Origin of the sequence: Synechocystis sp. PCC 6714, from assembly GCF_000478825.2 — a bacterium.
Classification (GTDB): Bacteria; Cyanobacteriota; Cyanobacteriia; order Cyanobacteriales; family Microcystaceae; genus Synechocystis.
In genome coordinates this window covers 2628461-2647752 of sequence record NZ_CP007542.1, presented here as the reverse complement: position 1 = coordinate 2647752, position 19292 = coordinate 2628461, and the positions used below count along the sequence as shown (strand labels likewise).

Annotated in this window: 23 protein-coding genes; 12 read left to right on the top strand and 11 right to left on the bottom strand. The window is 47.7% G+C overall.

What is annotated here, in order from left to right; all coding sequences use genetic code 11:
* Nucleotides 1–257: 257 nt before the first annotated feature.
* The 4 genes from D082_RS12145 to D082_RS12130 form a co-directional block, all read right to left on the bottom strand.
* Entirely contained in the window at nt 258–1073 is an 816-nt protein-coding gene (locus D082_RS12145) for an anti-sigma factor domain-containing protein (RefSeq protein WP_028947385.1), read from the bottom strand.
* Nucleotides 1074–1077: 4 nt separating this feature from the next.
* A complete protein-coding gene (locus tag D082_RS12140; RefSeq protein WP_028947386.1) occupies nt 1078–1635 on the bottom strand; it encodes a sigma-70 family RNA polymerase sigma factor in 558 nt (185 codons plus the stop codon).
* Between the two features lies 1 nt (nt 1636).
* A complete protein-coding gene (locus D082_RS12135) occupies nt 1637–2464 on the bottom strand; it encodes a cytochrome c biogenesis protein CcdA (protein WP_028947387.1) in 828 nt (275 codons plus the stop codon).
* Nucleotides 2465–2531: 67 nt separating this feature from the next.
* Nucleotides 2532–3035, bottom strand: a complete 504-nt coding sequence (locus D082_RS12130) for a thioredoxin domain-containing protein (protein ID WP_028947388.1) — start codon at nt 3033–3035, stop codon at nt 2532–2534.
* A gap of 234 nt (nt 3036–3269) precedes the next feature.
* Here D082_RS12130 and D082_RS12120 point away from each other — a divergent pair, with 234 nt between their 5' ends.
* From D082_RS12120 to D082_RS12110, 3 genes are all read left to right on the top strand, one after another.
* A complete protein-coding gene (locus tag D082_RS12120) occupies nt 3270–3572 on the top strand; it encodes a hypothetical protein (protein ID WP_238546719.1) in 303 nt (100 codons plus the stop codon).
* Between the two features lie 54 nt (nt 3573–3626).
* Nucleotides 3627–4160: a DUF3122 domain-containing protein gene (locus tag D082_RS12115; RefSeq protein ID WP_028947390.1), complete on the top strand. Its 534-nt coding sequence runs from the start codon at nt 3627–3629 to the stop codon at nt 4158–4160.
* A gap of 63 nt (nt 4161–4223) precedes the next feature.
* A complete protein-coding gene (locus tag D082_RS12110; RefSeq protein WP_028947391.1) occupies nt 4224–4763 on the top strand; it encodes a rhodanese-like domain-containing protein in 540 nt (179 codons plus the stop codon).
* A gap of 25 nt (nt 4764–4788) precedes the next feature.
* Here D082_RS12110 and D082_RS19075 read toward each other — a convergent pair whose 3' ends face one another.
* The gene (locus tag D082_RS19075) at nt 4789–4995 is read right to left on the bottom strand and encodes a hypothetical protein (RefSeq protein ID WP_162472468.1); all 207 of its coding nucleotides are present in this window, start codon (nt 4993–4995) and stop codon (nt 4789–4791) included.
* Nucleotides 4996–5250: 255 nt separating this feature from the next.
* The gene (locus D082_RS19070; protein WP_238546718.1) at nt 5251–5442 is read right to left on the bottom strand and encodes a hypothetical protein; all 192 of its coding nucleotides are present in this window, start codon (nt 5440–5442) and stop codon (nt 5251–5253) included.
* Nucleotides 5443–5777: 335 nt separating this feature from the next.
* Here D082_RS19070 and rfbC point away from each other — a divergent pair, with 335 nt between their 5' ends.
* The gene (gene rfbC, locus D082_RS12095) at nt 5778–6347 is read left to right on the top strand and encodes a dTDP-4-dehydrorhamnose 3,5-epimerase (RefSeq protein WP_028947394.1); all 570 of its coding nucleotides are present in this window, start codon (nt 5778–5780) and stop codon (nt 6345–6347) included.
* Nucleotides 6348–6738: 391 nt separating this feature from the next.
* Here the strand turns inward: rfbC and D082_RS18810 are convergent, their stop codons facing one another.
* From D082_RS18810 to bchM, 3 genes are all read right to left on the bottom strand, one after another.
* On the bottom strand, nt 6739–6897 hold the full coding sequence (locus D082_RS18810; RefSeq protein WP_202963080.1) for a hypothetical protein: 159 nt from the start codon (nt 6895–6897) through the stop codon (nt 6739–6741).
* A gap of 224 nt (nt 6898–7121) precedes the next feature.
* Nucleotides 7122–7904, bottom strand: coding sequence for a 3-methyl-2-oxobutanoate hydroxymethyltransferase (gene panB / locus D082_RS12090; RefSeq protein ID WP_028947395.1), 783 nt, complete (start codon nt 7902–7904; stop codon nt 7122–7124).
* Between the two features lie 5 nt (nt 7905–7909).
* Nucleotides 7910–8602, bottom strand: a complete 693-nt coding sequence (gene bchM, locus D082_RS12085) for a magnesium protoporphyrin IX methyltransferase (RefSeq protein WP_028947396.1) — start codon at nt 8600–8602, stop codon at nt 7910–7912.
* 304 nt (nt 8603–8906) lie between these two features.
* On the opposite strand from bchM, the gene D082_RS12080 reads away from it, so the two are divergent.
* From D082_RS12080 to D082_RS12060, 5 genes are all read left to right on the top strand, one after another.
* Nucleotides 8907–9212: an RNA-binding protein RbpA gene (locus D082_RS12080; protein ID WP_028947397.1), complete on the top strand. Its 306-nt coding sequence runs from the start codon at nt 8907–8909 to the stop codon at nt 9210–9212.
* A 289-nt stretch (nt 9213–9501) separates the two neighbouring features.
* Entirely contained in the window at nt 9502–10656 is a 1155-nt protein-coding gene (locus D082_RS19065; RefSeq protein WP_238546717.1) for a hypothetical protein, read from the top strand.
* A gap of 334 nt (nt 10657–10990) precedes the next feature.
* On the top strand, nt 10991–12895 hold the full coding sequence (locus D082_RS12070) for an NAD(P)H-quinone oxidoreductase subunit F (protein ID WP_028947399.1): 1905 nt from the start codon (nt 10991–10993) through the stop codon (nt 12893–12895).
* A gap of 174 nt (nt 12896–13069) precedes the next feature.
* Nucleotides 13070–14593 (top strand): NADH-quinone oxidoreductase subunit M, encoded by a 1524-nt coding sequence (locus tag D082_RS12065; RefSeq protein WP_028947400.1) that lies wholly within the window; start codon nt 13070–13072, stop codon nt 14591–14593.
* A 53-nt stretch (nt 14594–14646) separates the two neighbouring features.
* Nucleotides 14647–15096, top strand: a complete 450-nt coding sequence (locus D082_RS12060; protein WP_028947401.1) for an RpiB/LacA/LacB family sugar-phosphate isomerase — start codon at nt 14647–14649, stop codon at nt 15094–15096.
* 55 nt (nt 15097–15151) lie between these two features.
* Here the strand turns inward: D082_RS12060 and D082_RS12055 are convergent, their stop codons facing one another.
* Complete coding sequence (locus D082_RS12055) at nt 15152–15766, bottom strand: hypothetical protein (protein ID WP_028947402.1); 615 nt, start codon at nt 15764–15766, stop codon at nt 15152–15154.
* A gap of 180 nt (nt 15767–15946) precedes the next feature.
* Entirely contained in the window at nt 15947–17209 is a 1263-nt protein-coding gene (purD, locus tag D082_RS12050; protein ID WP_028947403.1) for a phosphoribosylamine--glycine ligase, read from the bottom strand.
* A 94-nt stretch (nt 17210–17303) separates the two neighbouring features.
* On the opposite strand from purD, the gene D082_RS12045 reads away from it, so the two are divergent.
* From D082_RS12045 to rpsG, 3 genes are all read left to right on the top strand, one after another.
* Nucleotides 17304–17981 carry a TIGR04282 family arsenosugar biosynthesis glycosyltransferase gene (locus D082_RS12045; protein ID WP_038530857.1) on the top strand — a complete coding sequence of 226 codons (678 nt, stop codon included), beginning with the start codon at nt 17304–17306 and terminating at the stop codon, nt 17979–17981.
* 96 nt (nt 17982–18077) lie between these two features.
* Complete coding sequence (gene rpsL, locus D082_RS12040) at nt 18078–18458, top strand: 30S ribosomal protein S12 (protein WP_010872944.1); 381 nt, start codon at nt 18078–18080, stop codon at nt 18456–18458.
* A gap of 152 nt (nt 18459–18610) precedes the next feature.
* The gene (gene rpsG, locus D082_RS12035) at nt 18611–19081 is read left to right on the top strand and encodes a 30S ribosomal protein S7 (RefSeq protein ID WP_028947405.1); all 471 of its coding nucleotides are present in this window, start codon (nt 18611–18613) and stop codon (nt 19079–19081) included.
* Nucleotides 19082–19292 lie beyond the last annotated feature (211 nt).

Sequence of the window (19292 nt, the reverse complement as noted above, 5' to 3'; positions counted from 1 at the left end):
GTGTAATCAAACCCATTCATCAGAACAATGCCACTGCTGAGCTAATCCATGCTTTTCGCCAGTATTATAGTCAATCAAAGTAAGATTGAGACGGCTAAGCTCTTTACCAAAGACGGTTTTGGCTCTGGTCAGTGTCTTACTCTCAATTAAATCAACTATCAATAAAGACCAGGCTGAAAATCTAAGATTTCAAGAAGAAACTTCTGTTTGTGGTGAACTGTACGACACAGAGTGGATGGCGATCGCCTATTTTTCTATTAGGACTGGAAAGGAACTTGATAGCCTTCAATAACCATTTCTCCTTGGGGTTTGAGCATTTGCCCTCTATTTTCTTCAGTGATCATAACTTCGGAAGCAGAAAACCATTTTTCAACGGGAATTTCCAACAGAACTTCTCCCTGGTCATTGGGTTGAAAGGAACGGCAGGCTATTTTTTTCCCGTTAATCACAGCCCACAGTTGATATACTTTTCCGTCGGAGGGAGATGGTACATCTTTAAGGACTAATAAGGCCGATGCACTTTCCGCTCCCACAATCAAACTTCCTGTGGCTTGGGATTTCCCCTTAATTGCCCTTAGGGTTAGAAAGTTTTTGTTCGGTTCTTGCAGAAGATTCACCACCTGGCGATATTTCAAAAATTTTTGGGCCGGATATTGATAGTTTGCTAAATCTGTTTGGGAACTGAATAGCTGTTGTAATTGCTGATTTTCCTGCTCACGGTGGGCTAATTGTTCATGCAGTTGATGGTTTTGCCATCCCAAAGCGGCGATCGCCATGGTGAGTAAACTGCCCAGAGCGACTTTTCTCCAGGGAAACTTTCTAGTAGTTTGAATAATCGATGTTGAAGACTGGTTAGCCGGAGAACGGGACAATAACAGGGGCGGCGGCACATCCGCTGGGGAAAGTCCTAAGGGTAAAAGGTTAAAAATGCTCCTCAATTGCTGGACTTCCTTGATTAAGTCCGGATTTTGGGCCAATAACTCTTCCACCTGGATTTTTTCCTCCAAAGTTAAATCTTCGAGTACATAGCCCGCCAATAATTCCTCCAAGGCAATGGGGTCTGGGGATTGCATAGTGTTACTCCACAAGGTCTTGTAATAAATTTTTTAGCTTTAATAACCCTTGACGGGAACGGGTTTTCACTGTCCCGAGGGGAATTTGAAGCTGCTGGGTGATTTCCGACTGGCTCAGTCCCTGATAGTAAGCAAGCTCTAGCACTTGCCGCTGGTTAGGGGGCAATGTTTCCAGGGCAGAGGCCACCCGTTGGGATAATTCAGCTAAAGTGGCATTTTCCATTGGTAAATCAGGCACATCTAGGGAATGGTGATGTTGACAACGTTGAAGAAGACGATCTTGGGATTGGCCTTGGCGAATCCTATTTAGGGCCCGGGACCGGGTTAAGGTCAGTAAAAAATTGAGTAAACTTCCCCGCTTTTGGTTATATTGGGTGGATTTTTCCAGGCCAAGGAAAATCTCTTGGGTTAAATCCTCCGCATCCTGGGGCCTTTGCAATACCCTCAGAGCTAAACGATAAACCACGGCACCGTAACGACTGTAGAGAATGCCCAGGGCCAGGGAGTCTCCCTTTTGTACTGCTTCCATAATTTCTCCGTCATCCTGTCCAGCACCTTGCATACTAGAAAAACCAGCCCAGCCCCGTCAGAACATAATATCCCCCCGCCAAAATCAAGAGGACACTGCCAATCCGCATTACCCAATCGGAGTGTTCCAACAAAACTCGACTTTGTTTAACAATGCCAGTGAACAAGCTAGCCAGGAAAATTACGGCAGTATAGCCCAAAGCATAGAAAACCATAGTCAATACACTTAGGCTCTGGGAACCAGTGGTGGCAGCGGCGGCCAAAACAGCAAATAGTACGGGACTGGCACAGGGGGAACTCACTAAGGCAAAGGTCATACCCACCCCCAGAGGCCCGGCCACTGGCAAGTTAATTTGGGTTTGGGGTAGGGGTAAATGGATTAGCCCGGCAAAACTTAGTCCCATGAGCAGGATAATGACACCGATCGCCAGATGGACGTACCCCTTGAAATCAACAATAATGGCTGTGGCAAAACCGGAAGCTAAACCAAATAAACTAAGGACAATCACCGTACCTAAAACAAATAGGCTGGCTTTAACCAGAGCCTGACGACGGGAGGTAACCTTGAGTGTACCGATATAGCTTAAATTGACCGGCAATAATGCCAGGATACAGGGAGAAAAACTAGCCAATAGCCCCCCAAAAAAAGCTAGGGGCAAGAGTATAAGAGGGTTTTCAGTATTTTGTTGGTCAAACCATTGCTGGTAATAATTTTCCACCAGGGCAATGGAATGATCTAGGCCCTCCGTCAACCTCGACCATTGACTAGCAATCAAAACCAATGAAAAAGCTCCAAGGGCTAAGGCTAGGTACAAGCCCTGGGAATTTGACAGGGAAAAGCGACGACCGGCACGGTTAAACATAGCAATGCCAAAATGGTTTATTCAATAGCAAACAAAGGGGTCTGAACTCCAAACCCCTTGGGATCAACTATTTTTTTGCCATTCTGGAGATTTCTCCATTAATTACCTTGGTATAATCCCCCGCATTGGCATTTTTGCGGAACTGCTGAACAACCATGCCCGTGGCGGGATCAATGATGGCCACAGTGGCAGTTTGGGTTTTATTCATTTCAAAGAAATTGGTCAGCCCCAATTCCTTGGCTTTGGCTTCTGCTTGTTTAGTGGTGTTTTTGTCGGAAACATCCAAAACCACAAAGTTCACTTTGCCTTGGTACTGTTTTTTTAATTGGGAAAGGGTGGGGGCAATGGTTTTACAGCCGGGGCACCAAGTGGCATAAATATCCACCACTACAGGTTTACCTTGAAGAGTAGGGGAGAGGGGTCTTGTGCCGGTGTTCTGCATCATTTGGGCCACCGTTGCTTGGGGCGGAGCAAACACCACGGAAGCAATGGCCAAGGTTGTGCCTAAAAGAGTTGTGCCCACAGTGGCGATCGCCAAACCGGAGGTCAAAAAATTGTGGGTGGTTTTCATGGAAGGGTTTCTAAAGTTAAGGTTCATTTTCTATACACCTCTCCCCCCAGCTTTGGATTTATTCTGCCCCGCTATTTCGCTTGCCATTGGCCACAACCCTACCCCAGCCTTGAAAGACAATTTCAGCTCAAAAATTACGGAACGCCTCCCCAAATCAAAAACAATACCCCCAGTGGACGATTGACCCCAACTTAATGGCATAACAGAATGTAAAGAGTAGAGTCGATAAAAACCATGTTATTCCGTCAATTGTTTGACACGGATTTCCGAAACCGTGATGCGGGTATGTTGTATGACTCTATCCACGGCAAATTATTCACTCTGCCGGAGGAAGTTTTTGTTTATCCCAGCCATAACTATCGGGGCCACGCCATTTCCACCATTGGAACAGGAAAATGCTTTAACCCCCGCTTATTAGGGCACGATCGCCAGGGCTTGATCGAATTTATGGATAGTGTAAACCTGCCTGGTCCAAAGAAAATTATGGGAGTGGTGCCCGCCAAACAACCCTGCGGCCAAAGGGCTGTTGCCGTTTAAAGACTTGCTTCAAGACCAATCAAGACCCATTTTCCGGAAAATCCGCTCACGATTATGGCCAGTTGGTGTCATTCCCTTTTCCGTCGCTGGGGCAAAGTTTTAACCCTAGCAGTAGTTAGCTTTGGTTTTTGCTGCTCCTGTTTCACCCTTTGGCCGGGGGCAGCTCCAGCCCTAGTGCGGGAGATTACGGAACAGCCGGGGCAAACCCTTTCCCAATCCCGTCAATCTCTGCGGGATCAAACGGGAAAAACTTGGCAAGTGGTTCTGTTTAAGCGGGTGAAAGCCAATGGCAAAACGGAAACTAATTTGCGCTTGGTGGGTTTTCCTGGAGTCACATCCTTTCGCCATCCAGCCCCTTTGGTAGTTCGGGACAATAGCGGTAACACCATTAACTTAACTGACCTTTTAGTAGAGGAAAGCCCCGGTGCAAATGTTGGTCAATTTTTAGTTACGGTAGACTTTACCAATTTAGAAATTAATGGCATTTGGGAATTGGATTTACCGTTGGAGGGACAAGATCAACAAATTAAAGTTCCCTACTTTGTCCTCCAAGAATGGCAAGGCTTGTTGGCCAACACACCAGATTAATTGGCAACACTTTGCTAACTAAATTTAGAACTATTAGGAATAAACTTAAGCGGAGATTAACCCATGACTAGCCCTACCCAAACCAATGTCACCATTGCCCCCAAAACATTGCAACAACTGCGCCAACAGGATGCGGTAATTCTGGTTGATGTGCGGGAGCCACTGGAATTTGTTGGGGAACACATTGCCGATGCCTATTCTTTGCCTTTATCCCGACTCAATCCCAGTCAATTACCCCAGGCCGAAGGAAAAACGACAGTGCTCTATTGCCAAAGTAGTAACCGTTCCGGCAACGCCCTGCAAAAATTGAGGGCTGCTGGAGTGGAAGGAATCATTCATTTGGAAGGGGGATTATTAGCTTGGAAACAGGCCGGGTTACCGACGATAAAAATAAAAAATGCCCCCATCAGTATTATGCGCCAGGTACAAATTGTTGCCGGTAGTTTGGTGTTAACGGGGGTTTTGCTGGGCACTTTTGTCGCCCCTGGATTTTATTTTCTTAGTGGTTTTGTCGGCGCGGGATTATTATTTGCCGGACTTTCTGGTACTTGCATGATGGCGAATCTTTTAGGCAAATTACCCTACAACCAAATCAAGGAATAATAGCCATGCCACTCCAAATGGTGGGCTATTTTTTAGCCGTTTGCATTGCCCTAATTTTGGGGCTTTTGGGGGTGGTGGTTCGGTGTTGGTCCTGTCCATTTTGATCTATGCTATGCAGGTTTTCCCAAGGCGGCGATCGCCACGACTCCGGCCAACTTGATGCTTTGCCCAAGCAGATGTCCCCGTCGTCCCCAGGGTAAGCCAGGGCCAGCCAATCCAGGTGACCTGCCATTATGTCTATTAAAGCCCCAATGACCAGGGCCAAAACCATTAACCCCAATTTTTCCCACCGCTCCACAAAGCTAGTTGGTGATTACATCAGCGGACAAAAATGGTTTGTAAATCGCGCTTAGAAGCCTCCAATTGCTCAAATACCTGGGCAGGACTAGGACTGACTTCCATTGGTTTGACCACTAGATTTTCCAAGCAGGTAGAGACTGGGGAACGAGGATGGAGGGGTAACTGACTGCCCCCAAGGTGAATTAATTCAGCTTCCGTCTTTTTCCAGCAATAAACGATTGGCTAGGCCCGCGGTTTTGGTTGCTTCTACGTCATAGGTCAGGAACACCTTGATGCCGGTTGCCTGGGAAAAGCTTTCTAAAATAGGTTCTGCATAAATTCGATCAACGGAGACGTAAGCAACTACTTCCTTTCGGCTATCCTGATTACAGGATAACAAACCCAACAAGGACAAGGAAATAAAAACTTATTTACAAAGTTTTGCTGTTATCTTTAAGTTCTCCAATGCCAGGGAATTTTTATTTATTTTTCCCCGAAAAAAACTGCAGAATAGGGAATATTTTCAGGCAAACTCCAAGGATAATTAATGATTTTTCAATCATTGGCAAATATTTATTCAGAATTTATAGATTTTAAATTTGTATGTTCAGAAAATGAGCATACAGAAAAACTCTGAATTGACTGAATTATGACTTTACAAGATCTTCTTCACCAATCTAATGGTAGGTTTTTGGTGAAAGTATTGATTAATTCTATTTATCAGGAGTTAACCCCATGAACGGAATCCCCACGGCGATCGTCCAGAGCTCTGCTACTTGGTGTGTTGATGTTTTTATTCTAGAGCCAAAGGTTTTCCGAGACGAGCGGGGTTTTTTCTTTGAAAGCTATAACGCTAAAGTATTTGAGGAAAAGGTTGGTTTCATTCCCAATTTTGTCCAAGATAACCATTCCTTTTCCCGCCAGGGTGTTTTACGGGGTTTGCACTACCAAATCCAGTACCCCCAGGGCAAATTGGTGCGGGCGGCCCGGGGAGAAATTTTCGATGTAGCGGTGGATCTACGCCGTAGTTCTCCCAGTTTTGGTCATTGGGTTGGCTGTATTCTCAGTGCTGAAAATAAACGACAACTCTGGATTCCCCCTGGATTTGCCCATGGTTTTTCTGTACTTTCCCCTCAAGCTGAGGTTTTGTATAAAGCCACCGATTACTATGCTCCCAACCATGAACGAACGTTGCTTTGGAACGATCCATATTTAAATATTGATTGGCAGTTAAAGGAAACACCGATTTTATCTAGCAAAGACCAACAGGGCATTCCTTTAGAAAAAGCAGAAGTTTTCGAGTAGCCCATAGTTCCAAAATAATAGGCAAGACAGACTAACAATGGTAGTGGTGTAGAGCGGAACCAGCTCGATCGCCTTGGCCTGACTCCGGAACCAGTGCCAGTAACCCTCAGAGGCCATGGGGTAGATATTTATTATTAGTGAAAGTCACAATCGTAAACCCGTTTCCAACCAATGGGTACATTTGGGGCCAAGGATCTGCACTGCCAAACTATCAAAACGAGCAATTTGTTCAGGGGTCAAATCCCTTTCATAATCACTCTCGGGACCTTTTGGAAAAAATTTCTCGGCATTACTTATGTTTGAGCCCTAAAGTACACTCTCTTATCTATCTGCCCGATTTTTCATATGGTTGAAGGAACAATGATTAATGATTGCCCCAGCTTGAATCTAACTAAGGAGAAGCTTCGCTTAGGGCTGTATTCGGGTCCGCTCCATTGCATAAAAGCTGTTGAACAATGCCTTGGAGCCAGGGGGTACCAGCTTTAAAAGGAGTAATCGTCACAACTTCCCCCGGTATAAATCCGCCTTGGGCCAGAAAGTCATCCCACACCGGAGAGTTGGAGAGGTATAGTCATTTCAAATAATTTTGAGACTGCATAAGTCTTTATTGACAAGCTTTTCGGTGAATTTGACTACCTTAGTCTTACTAGAAACGACTATAATTCCTGAGCAATCGTTTCTATTTGATCAGATCGATCATAGTTGGCTAGTTTATTGCTGACTAAGGGAAAGATCATGGGATTCACAGACCGGTATTTTACCCGAGGGCAATGGTTAATCTTGACGGGGGAATTGCCTTTGTCTTACTTCGCCACTAAATTTACGTACTGTTTCCGTAATGGTGCGCCGTAGGTCCACATAGGCGGGCGCAAAGGGAGGTTGTTTGACCGTTAGCCCCAATAAATCCGCCGTTACTAGAACCTGGCCATCACAGTGGGGGCCAGCACCGATACCAATGGTAGGAATGGCTAACTGCTCAGTAATACTAGCCGCCAGCTCCCCAGGAATGTGCTCTAGCACCACCGCAAATACTCCCGCTTCAGCCAAGGCGATCGCCTGTTGACGAATTCTGTCCGCCCCGAGAGCATCTTGCCCCTGACGACGGTAGCCCAACTGGTGCACTGATTGGGGGGTAAGACCCACGTGGCCCATCACGGGAATACCTATTTCTGTTAGCCGACCTACCGTTTCCACTAAACGGGGATGGCCCCCTTCTAATTTCACCGCCTGGGCACCGGCTTCTTGCAAAATGCGCCCCGCAGAACGAATTGCCTGGGTCGGACTCTCCTGATAGGTCAAAAAGGGCAAATCACAGACCACTAAAGCCCGCTGTACTCCCCGCTTTACCGCTCCCGCATGGTGAATCATGGTATCCAAGCTCACCGGCAGGGTAGTGTCGTAACCCAAAGCCACCATACCCAGGGAATCCCCTACCAAAATAATTTCTACCCCCGCTCCATCCAACACCGAGGCGATCGCCGTATCCCAGGCAGTGAGGGCCACAATGGGCCGTTGTTGACGTTTCCAATCCAATAATTGGGCAGGGGTAATGGCCATGGGAACTAGGAACGAACCGCCTCTAAAATACGGGAATAGTAAAAGCGAGTGCTGGTCATACCAGTGCGGGCAATGGAGAAACCGTTATCCCCCAAAATTTTGCGGATATCCTCCTCTTTATGCTGATAAGCCCTGGTGGTTTTACTGGGGCCGGGGAACAGTCCACCGATTTTTTTCAACACCGTCAAACCCAACGTCTTGGGGGCAAAACTAAGAATTAAACGGCGATCAGTTAGGGATGCTAGATGGCTAATCATCGCTGCCGCCTCCCGCGTCGGATAGTGAATTAAGACATCCAAGCAAATAACCGTGTCATATTTCCCTCCCAACTGGGCTAAATCTTGGGTCATAAACGTGGGCTGATTGCCATAGGGCAATAGGGCTTGGGCCTTTTGCTGGGCTTCCCCCACCATTTTTTCAGAAATATCACTGCCATAGACCAATGCTCCGGCCTGGGCCAGGGGAATGCTCAAACTTCCCACCCCACAACCGGCATCACACACCAACAGGCCTGGTAAATCACCGTCCGCTACTAACCAGTCCACCACCGTGTCAACGGTTTGTTGATGCCCCACCCGGATGTCTTTTTGGACGAAGTTAACCTGTCCGTCGCCATAGATGCGGCGCCAACGGTCAAAACCAGTGGAATTGAAATAGTCACGAACGATAGTCTTATCGTCTAGGGCGGCGTTGGTCATGGAAAGCTGAGCTCGAAAATTTAGTTAAATGTTTAGGTGAACGAAAGCTAAGGGCATGAGCCGTCTAAGCCATGGTACCATCCTTTCCTGGCTACTCCGGGGCAGGACTTTTCTCCCCTTCTTGTCAAGAATTCAAGACCTAAAATTACCTCCCAGGGGAACAGCATGCTAGGATATCCCCATAGAGTAATTATTCGGTTGGTAGCATTTGTTTCTAGTATTAACGGCTTTTCGCGTTTTTCCATTGACAGGCATTTCTCCGAAATCCCCCTCTACATATTCCTAAGTTTTTTGGAGAAAATCCATGTCAATCTATGTAGGCAACTTGTCCTATGACGTTTCAGAAGCCGACTTAACTGCGGTTTTTGCCGAGTACGGTTCTGTTAAACGTGTTCAACTCCCCACTGATCGGGAGACTGGCCGCATGCGTGGCTTTGGCTTCGTCGAATTGGAAGCTGATGCTGAAGAAACGGCCGCCATTGAAGCCCTTGACGGTGCGGAATGGATGGGTCGTGACCTAAAAGTTAATAAAGCTAAGCCCCGGGAAACTCGCAGTGGTGCTGGTTCCTACGGTGGTGGCCGCAAGAGTTACGGCGGTAGCCGCTACTAAACACTGACTTTTCCATCGCCGCCCCTCCTCGCTAGTCTGAAAAACTTTCTAGCCAGGGGAGATTAGACCGGCGAGGTCGGCCAGAATTAACGGCTTGATTGTATTTAAATAATCTGACCCAGGGGGTTCTTGCTATGTGGCCGGAACCCTTCATTTTTTAGGTTTTAAGTAAGGTTTGTGTGGGCTCCTGCTATTTTTGCGGGCCCTTGCTTTGGGACGAATTGTCACTCATACTACTAATTCAGACACTAGATTCAGTGTTCACCGAGCGTCCAAGATTGTTAACACTATGCAACCCACTCCCCCTAAGCCTCCCCAGAAAACTTTAGAGACTGAAAATTTAGAAGTCAACGCGGCCTCGGTGGAAGGCCTTGTACCTGAAGCCCCAGTTAATACCACCCTTGATACTACGGCGAAAAACTATTACCAGGCCATCGGTTGGTTGCGGGGCATAGTACGCAAAGGGGAAGAACGTTATTACGTACAAATTCGGGATGCTGACTTTACCCTCTATTTACCCCGTCGGGCGATCGCCATAGCGGCCGCATTGGAAGGGAAATTAGCTTGGATTAAATGCTATCCCCAATCCAAAGGGGAGGGGCTGAGCTTCAAGGTGGTCTGGATGGGCACGGAGCAACACGAAAAAAGCGACCCTGGAATTTTTGTTTTGCGGGGGGTGTGGCAATTTATTCCCCAATGTCGTCGGCCGGTTTTTAGTGTTTATCGCAACGAGCTGAAGAGTTACGAAAATCGCCCCAACAATCAGCATTTGCCTTTAATTTGGAGTGATCAACCCCCCTACCGTTTCCGTAAAGATTCGGAAGATCGACCCAAGTTTTACCAAATTTTGGCCCGGTTGATTCCCCAAAGAAATTGTTTTGGCTTTGTGGAACAAATTGCCGATCCAGTGGAACAAACTCCGAGGAGAGTGAAAAAGACTCCTTTCAATGCCGAGGGCTCTGACAAAAAACCTGAACAGGGCCAAAGGGCGGAGAAAAGGGAGAAAAAACCCGATTCCTTAGACGGCTCTGAAACAAAAGATCAAGCTGATGGTACGGTCAGTCAATCTAGCCCAGACAACAATAACAACCAATTGAAATCTGTGGCCGTTCCCGGGGAAGAAGTTTCCCCAAACTCAGCAGAAAGTACTGAATTTAAAGCTAGCAAAACTAGACAGGCGGAAGCAAAATCTCCGGAGCAAGGGTTGGAGAAAGTTAGTCCTCCAGAGGAGGTGGATCTATCTGTGGTTCCTGGAGTGCCTGAATTAATGGAAGTATCAACGGAACCCGCAGTTACTGAATCGCCACAGGATTCAGATATCCTTGCAGAGCCGGAAGTTAAAAAAACGACCAGGGCCACTAAAGCAAAAACGACGAAAGCCCCCAAGACAAATAAAACCGCTAAGTCCAAAGCCGGGAAAAAAAACACTCCTCCAGAGGCTTGATTTTGAATTACAGTCAATCAAAGTAAGGTTGAGACGGCTAAGGTCTTTATCAAAGAGACTTTTAGCTCCGGTCAGTGTCTTACTTTCAATTAAATCAACTATACTTCTGCAATTTAAGAGGCCCATGGCAGTTGATGGGGTCCAGAATTTTTCCAATCTTGATAATTGGGAGGAATGCGGCCATCTACGGTTAGAAGGGAAAATTTAAAACATTGCTGGGACAACAACGGCGATCGCCAAAATGAGAATTGAGGCGGCGATAGCGTAAAATCTGATCACAAATCGCCTATTTTTTGCGAACCCTAGGCTAAAACTCCTCGCAATCCCAAGCTCAATGTCCGATTTTCTTTTACAAAGTAGTTGGTTTATTCCTTTTTATAGTCTGATTGGGTCAATTCTGACTCTGCCCTGGTCATTTCGGTTAATTAAACAAACAGGGCCTCGGCCAGCAGCATATTTTAACGTTTTCATGACCTTGGTGTCTGCCCTCCACGGTATGGTGGCCCTGTCGGCCATTTGGCAAAGACCCAGTGAACAAATTATTTTCCATTGGCTCCAGGTGGCGGATTTAGACCTTATTCTGGCGATCGAAATTTCGCCGGTGAGTTTGGGAGCCCTGTCGGTGGTGACTGGCATCAGTTTTTTGGTGCAAATTTTCGGTCTGGGCTACATGGAAAAGGACTGGTCTTTGGCTAGATTTTACGGACTATTGGGCTTTTTTGAGGCAGCGTTGGGGGGCATTGCCCTGAGTGATTCTCTATTTTTGAGCTACGGCCTGTTGGAAATGTTGACCCTTTCCACCTATCTCCTGGTGGGTTTTTGGTATGCCCAACCCCTGGTGGTAACGGCAGCTCGGGATGCCTTTTTAACCAAGCGGGTGGGAGACATTATTTTGCTAATGGGGGTAGTGGCCCTTTCCAGCTACGGTCAGGGTTTAACTTTTTCCCAGCTAGACAATTGGGCTAGCGCAGTGCCGGTGACGGGCATCACTGCAACCTTGTTGGGATTATCTCTAATTGCCGGGCCTACGGGTAAATGTGCCCAGTTTCCCCTCAATCTCTGGTTAGACGAAGCCATGGAGGGCCCTAACCCAGCGGGCATTATGCGAAATTCGGTGGTAGTATCCGCCGGAGCTTATGTGCTGATCAAATTGCAGCCGGTGTTTACCCTCTCCCCGATCGCCTCCAAGACATTGATTGTGCTGGGAACATTGACGGTGGTGATGACTTCTCTGATCGCCATTGCCCAAATTGACATTAAACGTACCCTTTCCCATTCCACCAGCGTTTATCTGGGATTGGTATTCATTGCGGTGGGCCTAGGGCAGGTGGACATTGCCTTTCTGTTGCTATTCGCCCATGCAATCTCCAAAGCATTGCTATTTATGAGTATCGGGTCAATTATTTTCACCACTAGCGGTCAGAATATTACCGAAATGGGGGGGTTATGGAACCGTATGCCCGTGACCACCACATCCTTTTTGGTGGGATCTGCGGGGCTATTGGCAGTCTTTCCCCTGGGGATGTTTTGGACTTGGCAAAAGTGGTTTAGTGGTGATTGGCCGGTAACTTGGTCTTTGTTAGGTCTACTGACCTTTGTTAACTTATTTTCTGCCCTCAATTTAACCAGGGTTTTCCGTCTAGTCTTCCTCGGCAAACCCCAACCCAAAACTCGGCGGGCTCCCGAAGTGCCCTGGCCCATGGCGGTGCCCATGGTGAGCTTGATCATCATGACCATGTTAGTACCCATTGCCCCTATACAATGGTCTTTCTGGTTATCTGCTACTTCTCCCCTTAGTTTGAGTTCCTCCCTTACCCAGTGGGCCATGCCTGTGCTGATTGGGGCAGGAATTATGGGAATTTTGTTGGGAAGTCTTTTGCCTCTGCGGCGGAACCTATCCCGTTCGAGTCAGTTGCCGGTGCGATTTTTGCAGGATTTGTTCGCCTACGATGTTTACCTAGACAAAATTTATGGGGCTACGGTGGTGGCAGCGGTGGCGGCGATCGCGAAAACTAGCACTTGGTTTGACCGCTACGTCATCGACGGCATAGTAAACCTGGTCAGTTTAGTGACTATTTTCAGCGGCAGTGCCCTCAAATATAATGTCACCGGGCAATCCCAATTTTATCTGCTCACCATTTTAGTCGGTGTGGCTCTGTTAATCTGGTTTTCCCTCAGTGGCCAGTGGACGGCGATCGGGCAGTTTTGGGCCAGTTGGCTATCGCTAATTGTCCCTTAGTTAACTAAAGATTAAAGTTAACCAAACACTTTTATTGACTAATTTTATCCTTCTTAATTTACCCTTTATCAGTTTCCTTTGCTTTGATAACATTTGATTGAATAAATCAAAATTTTACCAAGTCAGTTTCAATTCAATTGACTTTTCAACTAACTTTATTAAACCGTAATTCCCATGCTCAGTGCTCTCATCTGGGGCCCCATTTTTGGAGCTATTCTCATTGCTATTATTCCCAACCCTGACCATGATTGTTACTCTCGCAAAATTGCCTTGGGTATCATGGGGGCCATGGCTGGACTGAGCACTTTATTAGCCTGCCAATTTGATATCAGTGATCCCCAGATGCAGTTTGTGGAATATTATCGTTGGTTGCCAAGTTTAGGTTTGAATTATCACCTAGGGGTGGATGGATTATCTCTACCTTTGTTGTTACTGAACAGTGCCTTGGTGTTAATTGCCATTTTTAGCACCAACACCCAGATAGAAAGACCGAGATTTTATTACGCCTTATTGTTGCTGCTTAGTGGTGGGGTAGCAGGGGCATTTTTAGCCCAAGATTTGCTCTTATTTTTCCTCTTTTTTGAGTTGGAAATTATTCCCCTCTATTTTCTCATTGCCATTTGGGGGGGACAACGGCGGGGCTATGCGGCCATGAAATTTTTGCTCTACACTGCCCTGTCCGGATTTTTAGTTTTGGTGTCTTTCCTGGGTTGGTTTTGGCTGACCAAAGCCCCCAGTTTTGACTATGATCCCACCTTGGCCGATGCCTTACCGGTGAAAACCCAAATGTTCTTGCTGTTGCCTTTACTGCTCGGTTTGGCAATTAAAATTCCCATTTTTCCTTTCCACACTTGGCTGCCCGATGCCCACGTGGAAGCTTCCACCCCCGTGTCAGTGCTGTTGGCGGGGGTTTTGCTAAAGCTAGGCACCTATGGTTTACTGCGTTTTGGGTTGGGGCTATATCTAGAAGCCTGGGTAGAGTTTGCCCCCTATTTAGCGACCCTGGCGGCCATCAGCGCTCTGTACGGCGCCTCCTGTGCCATCGCCCAAAAAGATATGAAAAAGGTGGTGGCCTATTCTTCCATTGCCCACATGGGCTATATTCTCTTGGCCGCCGCCGCCACTACCCGTTTGAGTGTGACCGCCGCTTCAGCCCAGATGATCAGCCACGGTATTATTTCTGCTTTGCTTTTCTTGTTGGTGGGGGTGGTTTATAAAAAGACTGGCAGTCGGGATGTGGATAAATTGCAAGGTCTGTTGGCTCCAGAACGGGGCTTACCTATCACCGGCAGTTTGATGATTTTGGGGGTAATGGCCAGTGCGGGTATTCCAGGCATGGTGGGTTTTATTGCTGAATTTCTGGTTTTCCGGGGTAGTTTCCCGATTTTTCCCGTGCAAACTCTGCTGTGTTTAATTGGTAGCGGCTTAACGGCGGTTTATTTCCTCTTGATGATCAATCGAGTTTTCTTTGGCCGTTTGACCATGGAGTTATCCCATTTGCCCCGGGTGCTGTGGCAGGAACAAATTCCGGCGATCGCCTTGGCGGTGGTTATCATTGCTCTAGGTATTCAACCCCATTGGCTGACCCAGTGGAGCGAACCCCAAACGGCTGTTTTACTAACTGGACACCCGGATTTAGTCAGTCTGCCGGCCCCGCCCCGCATCGAAATTGAAGTTAAAGAATTGGGGGAAGTGTAGGGTTCCAGCAAATCGATGCAAGTTTACTTTTCCTCATTAATCCGTAACCCCCAATGAAAATTGCCGTTGGCAGTGATGAGAAATGTCACCTCACCGATGTGGTCATAGAGCATCTACAGGAATTGGGCCATGGGTTGATGCTCTTTGGTCCCTTGGCAGGGGAAACCATGCCTTGGCCTTTGGTCGCCCAACAATTAGCGGAAGCAGTGGCCGATCAAACCGTAGAGGAAGGAATATTGTTTTGTTGGACAGGAACTGGGGCTTCCATTGCTGCCAACAAAGTACCCGGCGTTAGGGCCGCCCTAGTGCGGGATGCAGAAACTGCCCAGGGAGCCCGCTGGTGGAATGATGCCAATGTTTTAGTGATGAGTTTAAGGGCCACCTCTCCGGCGATCGCCAAGGAGATTTTAGTAGCCTGGTTTGCGGAACGGGTTAAACCGGATGAACTCGAGTGTATTCAATTGGTGACGGCGATCGAGCAAAAATACTCTGGCCAAACCTAACCGAGGAGGACAATTCCCTAGCCTGGTTAGGATTGCCCCCAACGAAACAAAAAAATTAATTAACCACCGGAGTTGTGGGGGCTGCATTGGAACCAGTAGGGGTGGTGCCTTCAAATGGTGAGGCAACAAAGCCCAACTCATACAATTGTTGGTAAGACTTTTTACCCAAATCTGTAGTGGGGTTCTGGGAACGGATAATTTGTAACAGTAGGGGCACCGCTAAAGCCGCTTCATTGTTAGCCCGATGTACCAAAGCTAAACGGTAGGTGGCTTCGTCCCGCAGTTGACCAGTTTCCAAAGCGGCAATTCTTTGTTCTTCAAAAATAACTGTGTTAATGCCGGAGAAACTATTAGCCAATTGAAGATGAAAATTAGACAATTGGTTAAAAATCTTGCGGGCTTCTTGGAGTTTGCCCAACGCTGCGGCGTACTGGTTTAAGTTAATGGCTTCATTGGCTTCATTCATCAATCTACGGCCGGCGGCCACGCTCAAGATACTACCCTCTTGGTTGAGGGGACGAAACTCCCTAGAGTTTTCTGGGCCAGCACCTTCAATGATCACTTCCTCTATTTCCGTGACTCCCTGTCCCTGGGCTGACGGAATCAAACTGGAGGCAACGGCAAGGCCGCAGACAGTTAAAGCCAATGTGTGCACAAGACGTTGAAACATAATCAAGTTGGGGAAGGGCAAATGATAAGACGGCAGTTCAAGGCAAACTGCAACGTATATTAACATTCTCGGTTGATCCCGTTGATGCACTAATGGGTTCCTTTGGCCATCGTCAAACTGACTTTTTTCTGGCTGCAGCGGTGAAAAAGTTTTTTGGGTCTAACTTGTTTGCCCTCACTCCTATGACAGGGCTTTATGGCCAATGTCCCGCCGATAATACATACCCTCAAACTCAATCTGCCCCACTCCTTGATAAACAGTGGCGATCGCCGTGGGCAAATCTTCTCCTAGGGCGGTAACCCCCAACACCCGGCCGCCATTGCTAAGAATTTTGCCTTCTTTAAATTCAGTGCCGGCATGGAACACTGTCACTCCCCGGGCTTCGGCCTGGGATAAACCGCTGATTTCGTCTCCTTTACGGTAACTGCCGGGATAACCTCCAGCGGCCACCACCACGCAGACTGCGCTACCGGGATGCCATCGCAGAGGTCCCAATTCATCTAAGGTTTGTTCCACACAGGCCATTAATACCTTTTCTAGGGGAGTAGCTAGCAGGGGTAATACTGCTTGGGTTTCAGGATCACCAAAACGGCAGTTATATTCCAACACCTTGATGTCTCCATCGGGACTGACCATCAAGCCTGCGTACAATACCCCACGGTAATCAATGCCCCGTTTTCCTAAAGCTTCAGCAGTGGGTTCCAAAATCTGCTTTTGTACCCGTTCTATTACTGCTGAGGGAGCGATGGGGGCAGGACAATAGGCTCCCATGCCGCCGGTATTTAGACCTTGGTCGCCTTCGCCAATGCGTTTATGGTCTTGGGCCGGTAGCAGGGGAATGACCGTTTTGCCGTCACAAAGGGCTAGCACGGAAACCTCTTGCCCCGGTAAAAACTCCTCTACGACAATTTTTTCAAAGCCCTGGTCAAATAATTCGGCGATCGCCGCTTTGGCTTCTGCTAAAGTTTGGGCCACAATCACCCCTTTACCGGCAGCTAAACCATCGGCTTTAACCACGATGGGAGCACCCATTTTGTCGGCGTAGGCTTGGGCTGGTTCTGGGGTAGTAAAGGTTTCCCCAAAGGCGGTGGGCACGCCCGCTTCTAACAACAATTGTTTTGTCCAAGATTTACTGGCTTCTAACTCCGCTCCGGCTTTAGTGGGGCCAAAAACTTTTATGCTTAGGTCTTGCAGTTGATCCGCTAAACCTAGAGTGAGGGGTAATTCTGGTCCCACTACCACCAAATCGATGTTTTCCGTTTGGCAAAATTGGCAAATTTCCGTCAACTGGTCCACGGCGATCGCCACATTTTCCGTTTTTGGTAAACCAGCAGTACCTCCATTCCCCGGCAAGCAATAGCAATGGCTAACCTCCGGCGATCGAACCAACGACCAAGCCAAAGTATGCTCCCGTCCACCGCTACCAATAACTGCCACCTTCATGGGGTCTAACCTCTTGCAAATGCTGGAAAAATATGACCAATTAGCCGTTTTTAAGATTAACAGAATCGCCGGATTTGATTAGAGTTATTTCTCCATGTCTGAAAAACTGCCTATAACTAAACAGCATTTGCTCATTTTTACCCGTTGGCCCGAACCAGGAAAAACTAAAACTCGCTTGATCGCAGCGTTAGGGTCTGAAGGGGCGGCCAGGCTACAACAAAGGCTAACGGAGCACACTGTCCAGACTGCCCAACATTTTTGCGCTCAAACCACTACCCCTTGCCAGGTAAATATTTTCTATACTGGTGCAACGGAACAGCAAATGCAGCAATGGTTAGGAAGCGATTTTTCCTACCAAGCCCAAGGAACCGGAGATTTAGGTGATCGCCTCCAACAAGCCTGTCAATGGGCCTTTGCACAGGGTGGTGAGAAGGTCATTATTATTGGCATTGACTGTCCCGGCATCACCTCCGCATCTTTACAAACCGCCTTCACTAGGTTGGAACAGTACCTAGTGGTATTGGGGCCGGCCCTGGATGGGGGTTATTATTTAATCGGCCTAACTGAATTTAATCCCGCTTACTTCCAAGGCATTGACTGGGGCACAGATAAGGTATACGAACAAACCTTGGCTAAAATCCAGCAAAACTTCTCATCCGATGGAGTCTTATTGGCAAATGTCATCTACAACCTACCGACCCTAGCGGATATCGACCTCCCCTCAGACTTGAAACACTTACCGGAAACTTTCGCCAAGACGACGGGAAGTTAGGTTGACAGTGCTAAATAGGCAACGGTATGATGAAAATTTGTCGATGATTTTCTTATTTATTAGGAGCAAGATCCTAATTCCCACTATATTTAACACATGCCAACTATCCAGCAGCTGATTCGTAGCGAACGCTCGAAGGTTCAGAAGAAAACAAAATCCCCCGCTCTCAAGCAATGTCCCCAACGTCGGGGAGTTTGCACCAGGGTTTACACTACCACTCCTAAGAAGCCTAACTCTGCCCTCCGGAAAGTGGCCCGGGTACGCCTCACCTCAGGCTTTGAAGTAACCGCCTACATTCCCGGCATTGGCCATAACCTGCAGGAGCACTCCGTCGTACTAATTCGGGGCGGTCGGGTTAAGGACTTACCTGGGGTTCGCTACCACATCGTGCGGGGTACGCTGGATGCCACCGGGGTTAAAGACCGTAAACAGGGTCGCTCCAAATACGGCACCAAACGGGAAAAAGCGAAGAAATAATTTTCCCAACTTTCCATTAGCCTAGTCTCCCCTGTCCGGTAAAGTTGTGGCCAGTTTTACAGCTTTCCCCTGCTTCCGGTGACATAAATCGCAAAGTCCTGGAGTTACGGCAATTTTTAATCATTATCTAGAGTAATAAAGAGTAAAGAACTATGTCTCGTCGCGGCAACGTCAAAAAGCGTCCTGTTCCCCCGGACCCCGTCTACAACAGTACCCTGCTGAGCATGACTATTCGTCGGGTAATGCGCTCCGGTAAAAAATCCCTAGCTTCCAGCATCGTTTACAATGCCCTCGCCTCCGTCGGGGAAAAAACCGGCGAAGATCCGTTGGAAGTGTTTGAAAAAGCCATCAAAAATTTGACTCCTTTGGTGGAGGTTAAAGCCCGTCGGGTTGGTGGTGCCACCTACCAAGTGCCCATGGAAGTTCGTCCTGCTCGGGGTACCGCTTTGGCTTTGCGCTGGTTGGTGCATTTTTCCCGCTCCCGTGGTGGTCGTACTATGGAAAGTAAATTGGCCAATGAAATTATGGATGCCGCCAATGAAACCGGCGCCGCCATCAAAAAGCGAGAAGAAACCCACCGCATGGCCGAAGCCAACAAAGCCTTTGCCCATTACCGCTACTAGGGTGGATCAGCAAAGCTTCGAAGCTTTGTCACAGGTTTGGGGTTGAGTTGCCCCCATGCCTCATTTCAGCGGCTTTTGTGAAACTTTCCCCCTAGATTTAGTTGCAGATCTAGAAAGGTCGGGGAAAACGTATAGAATTGTAAATGGCCTCCCGTTTGCCCTTGGGTGAAGAGAGAGCTTGTTTTTGGTCGAACCCCCGGTTAGGAGTAAT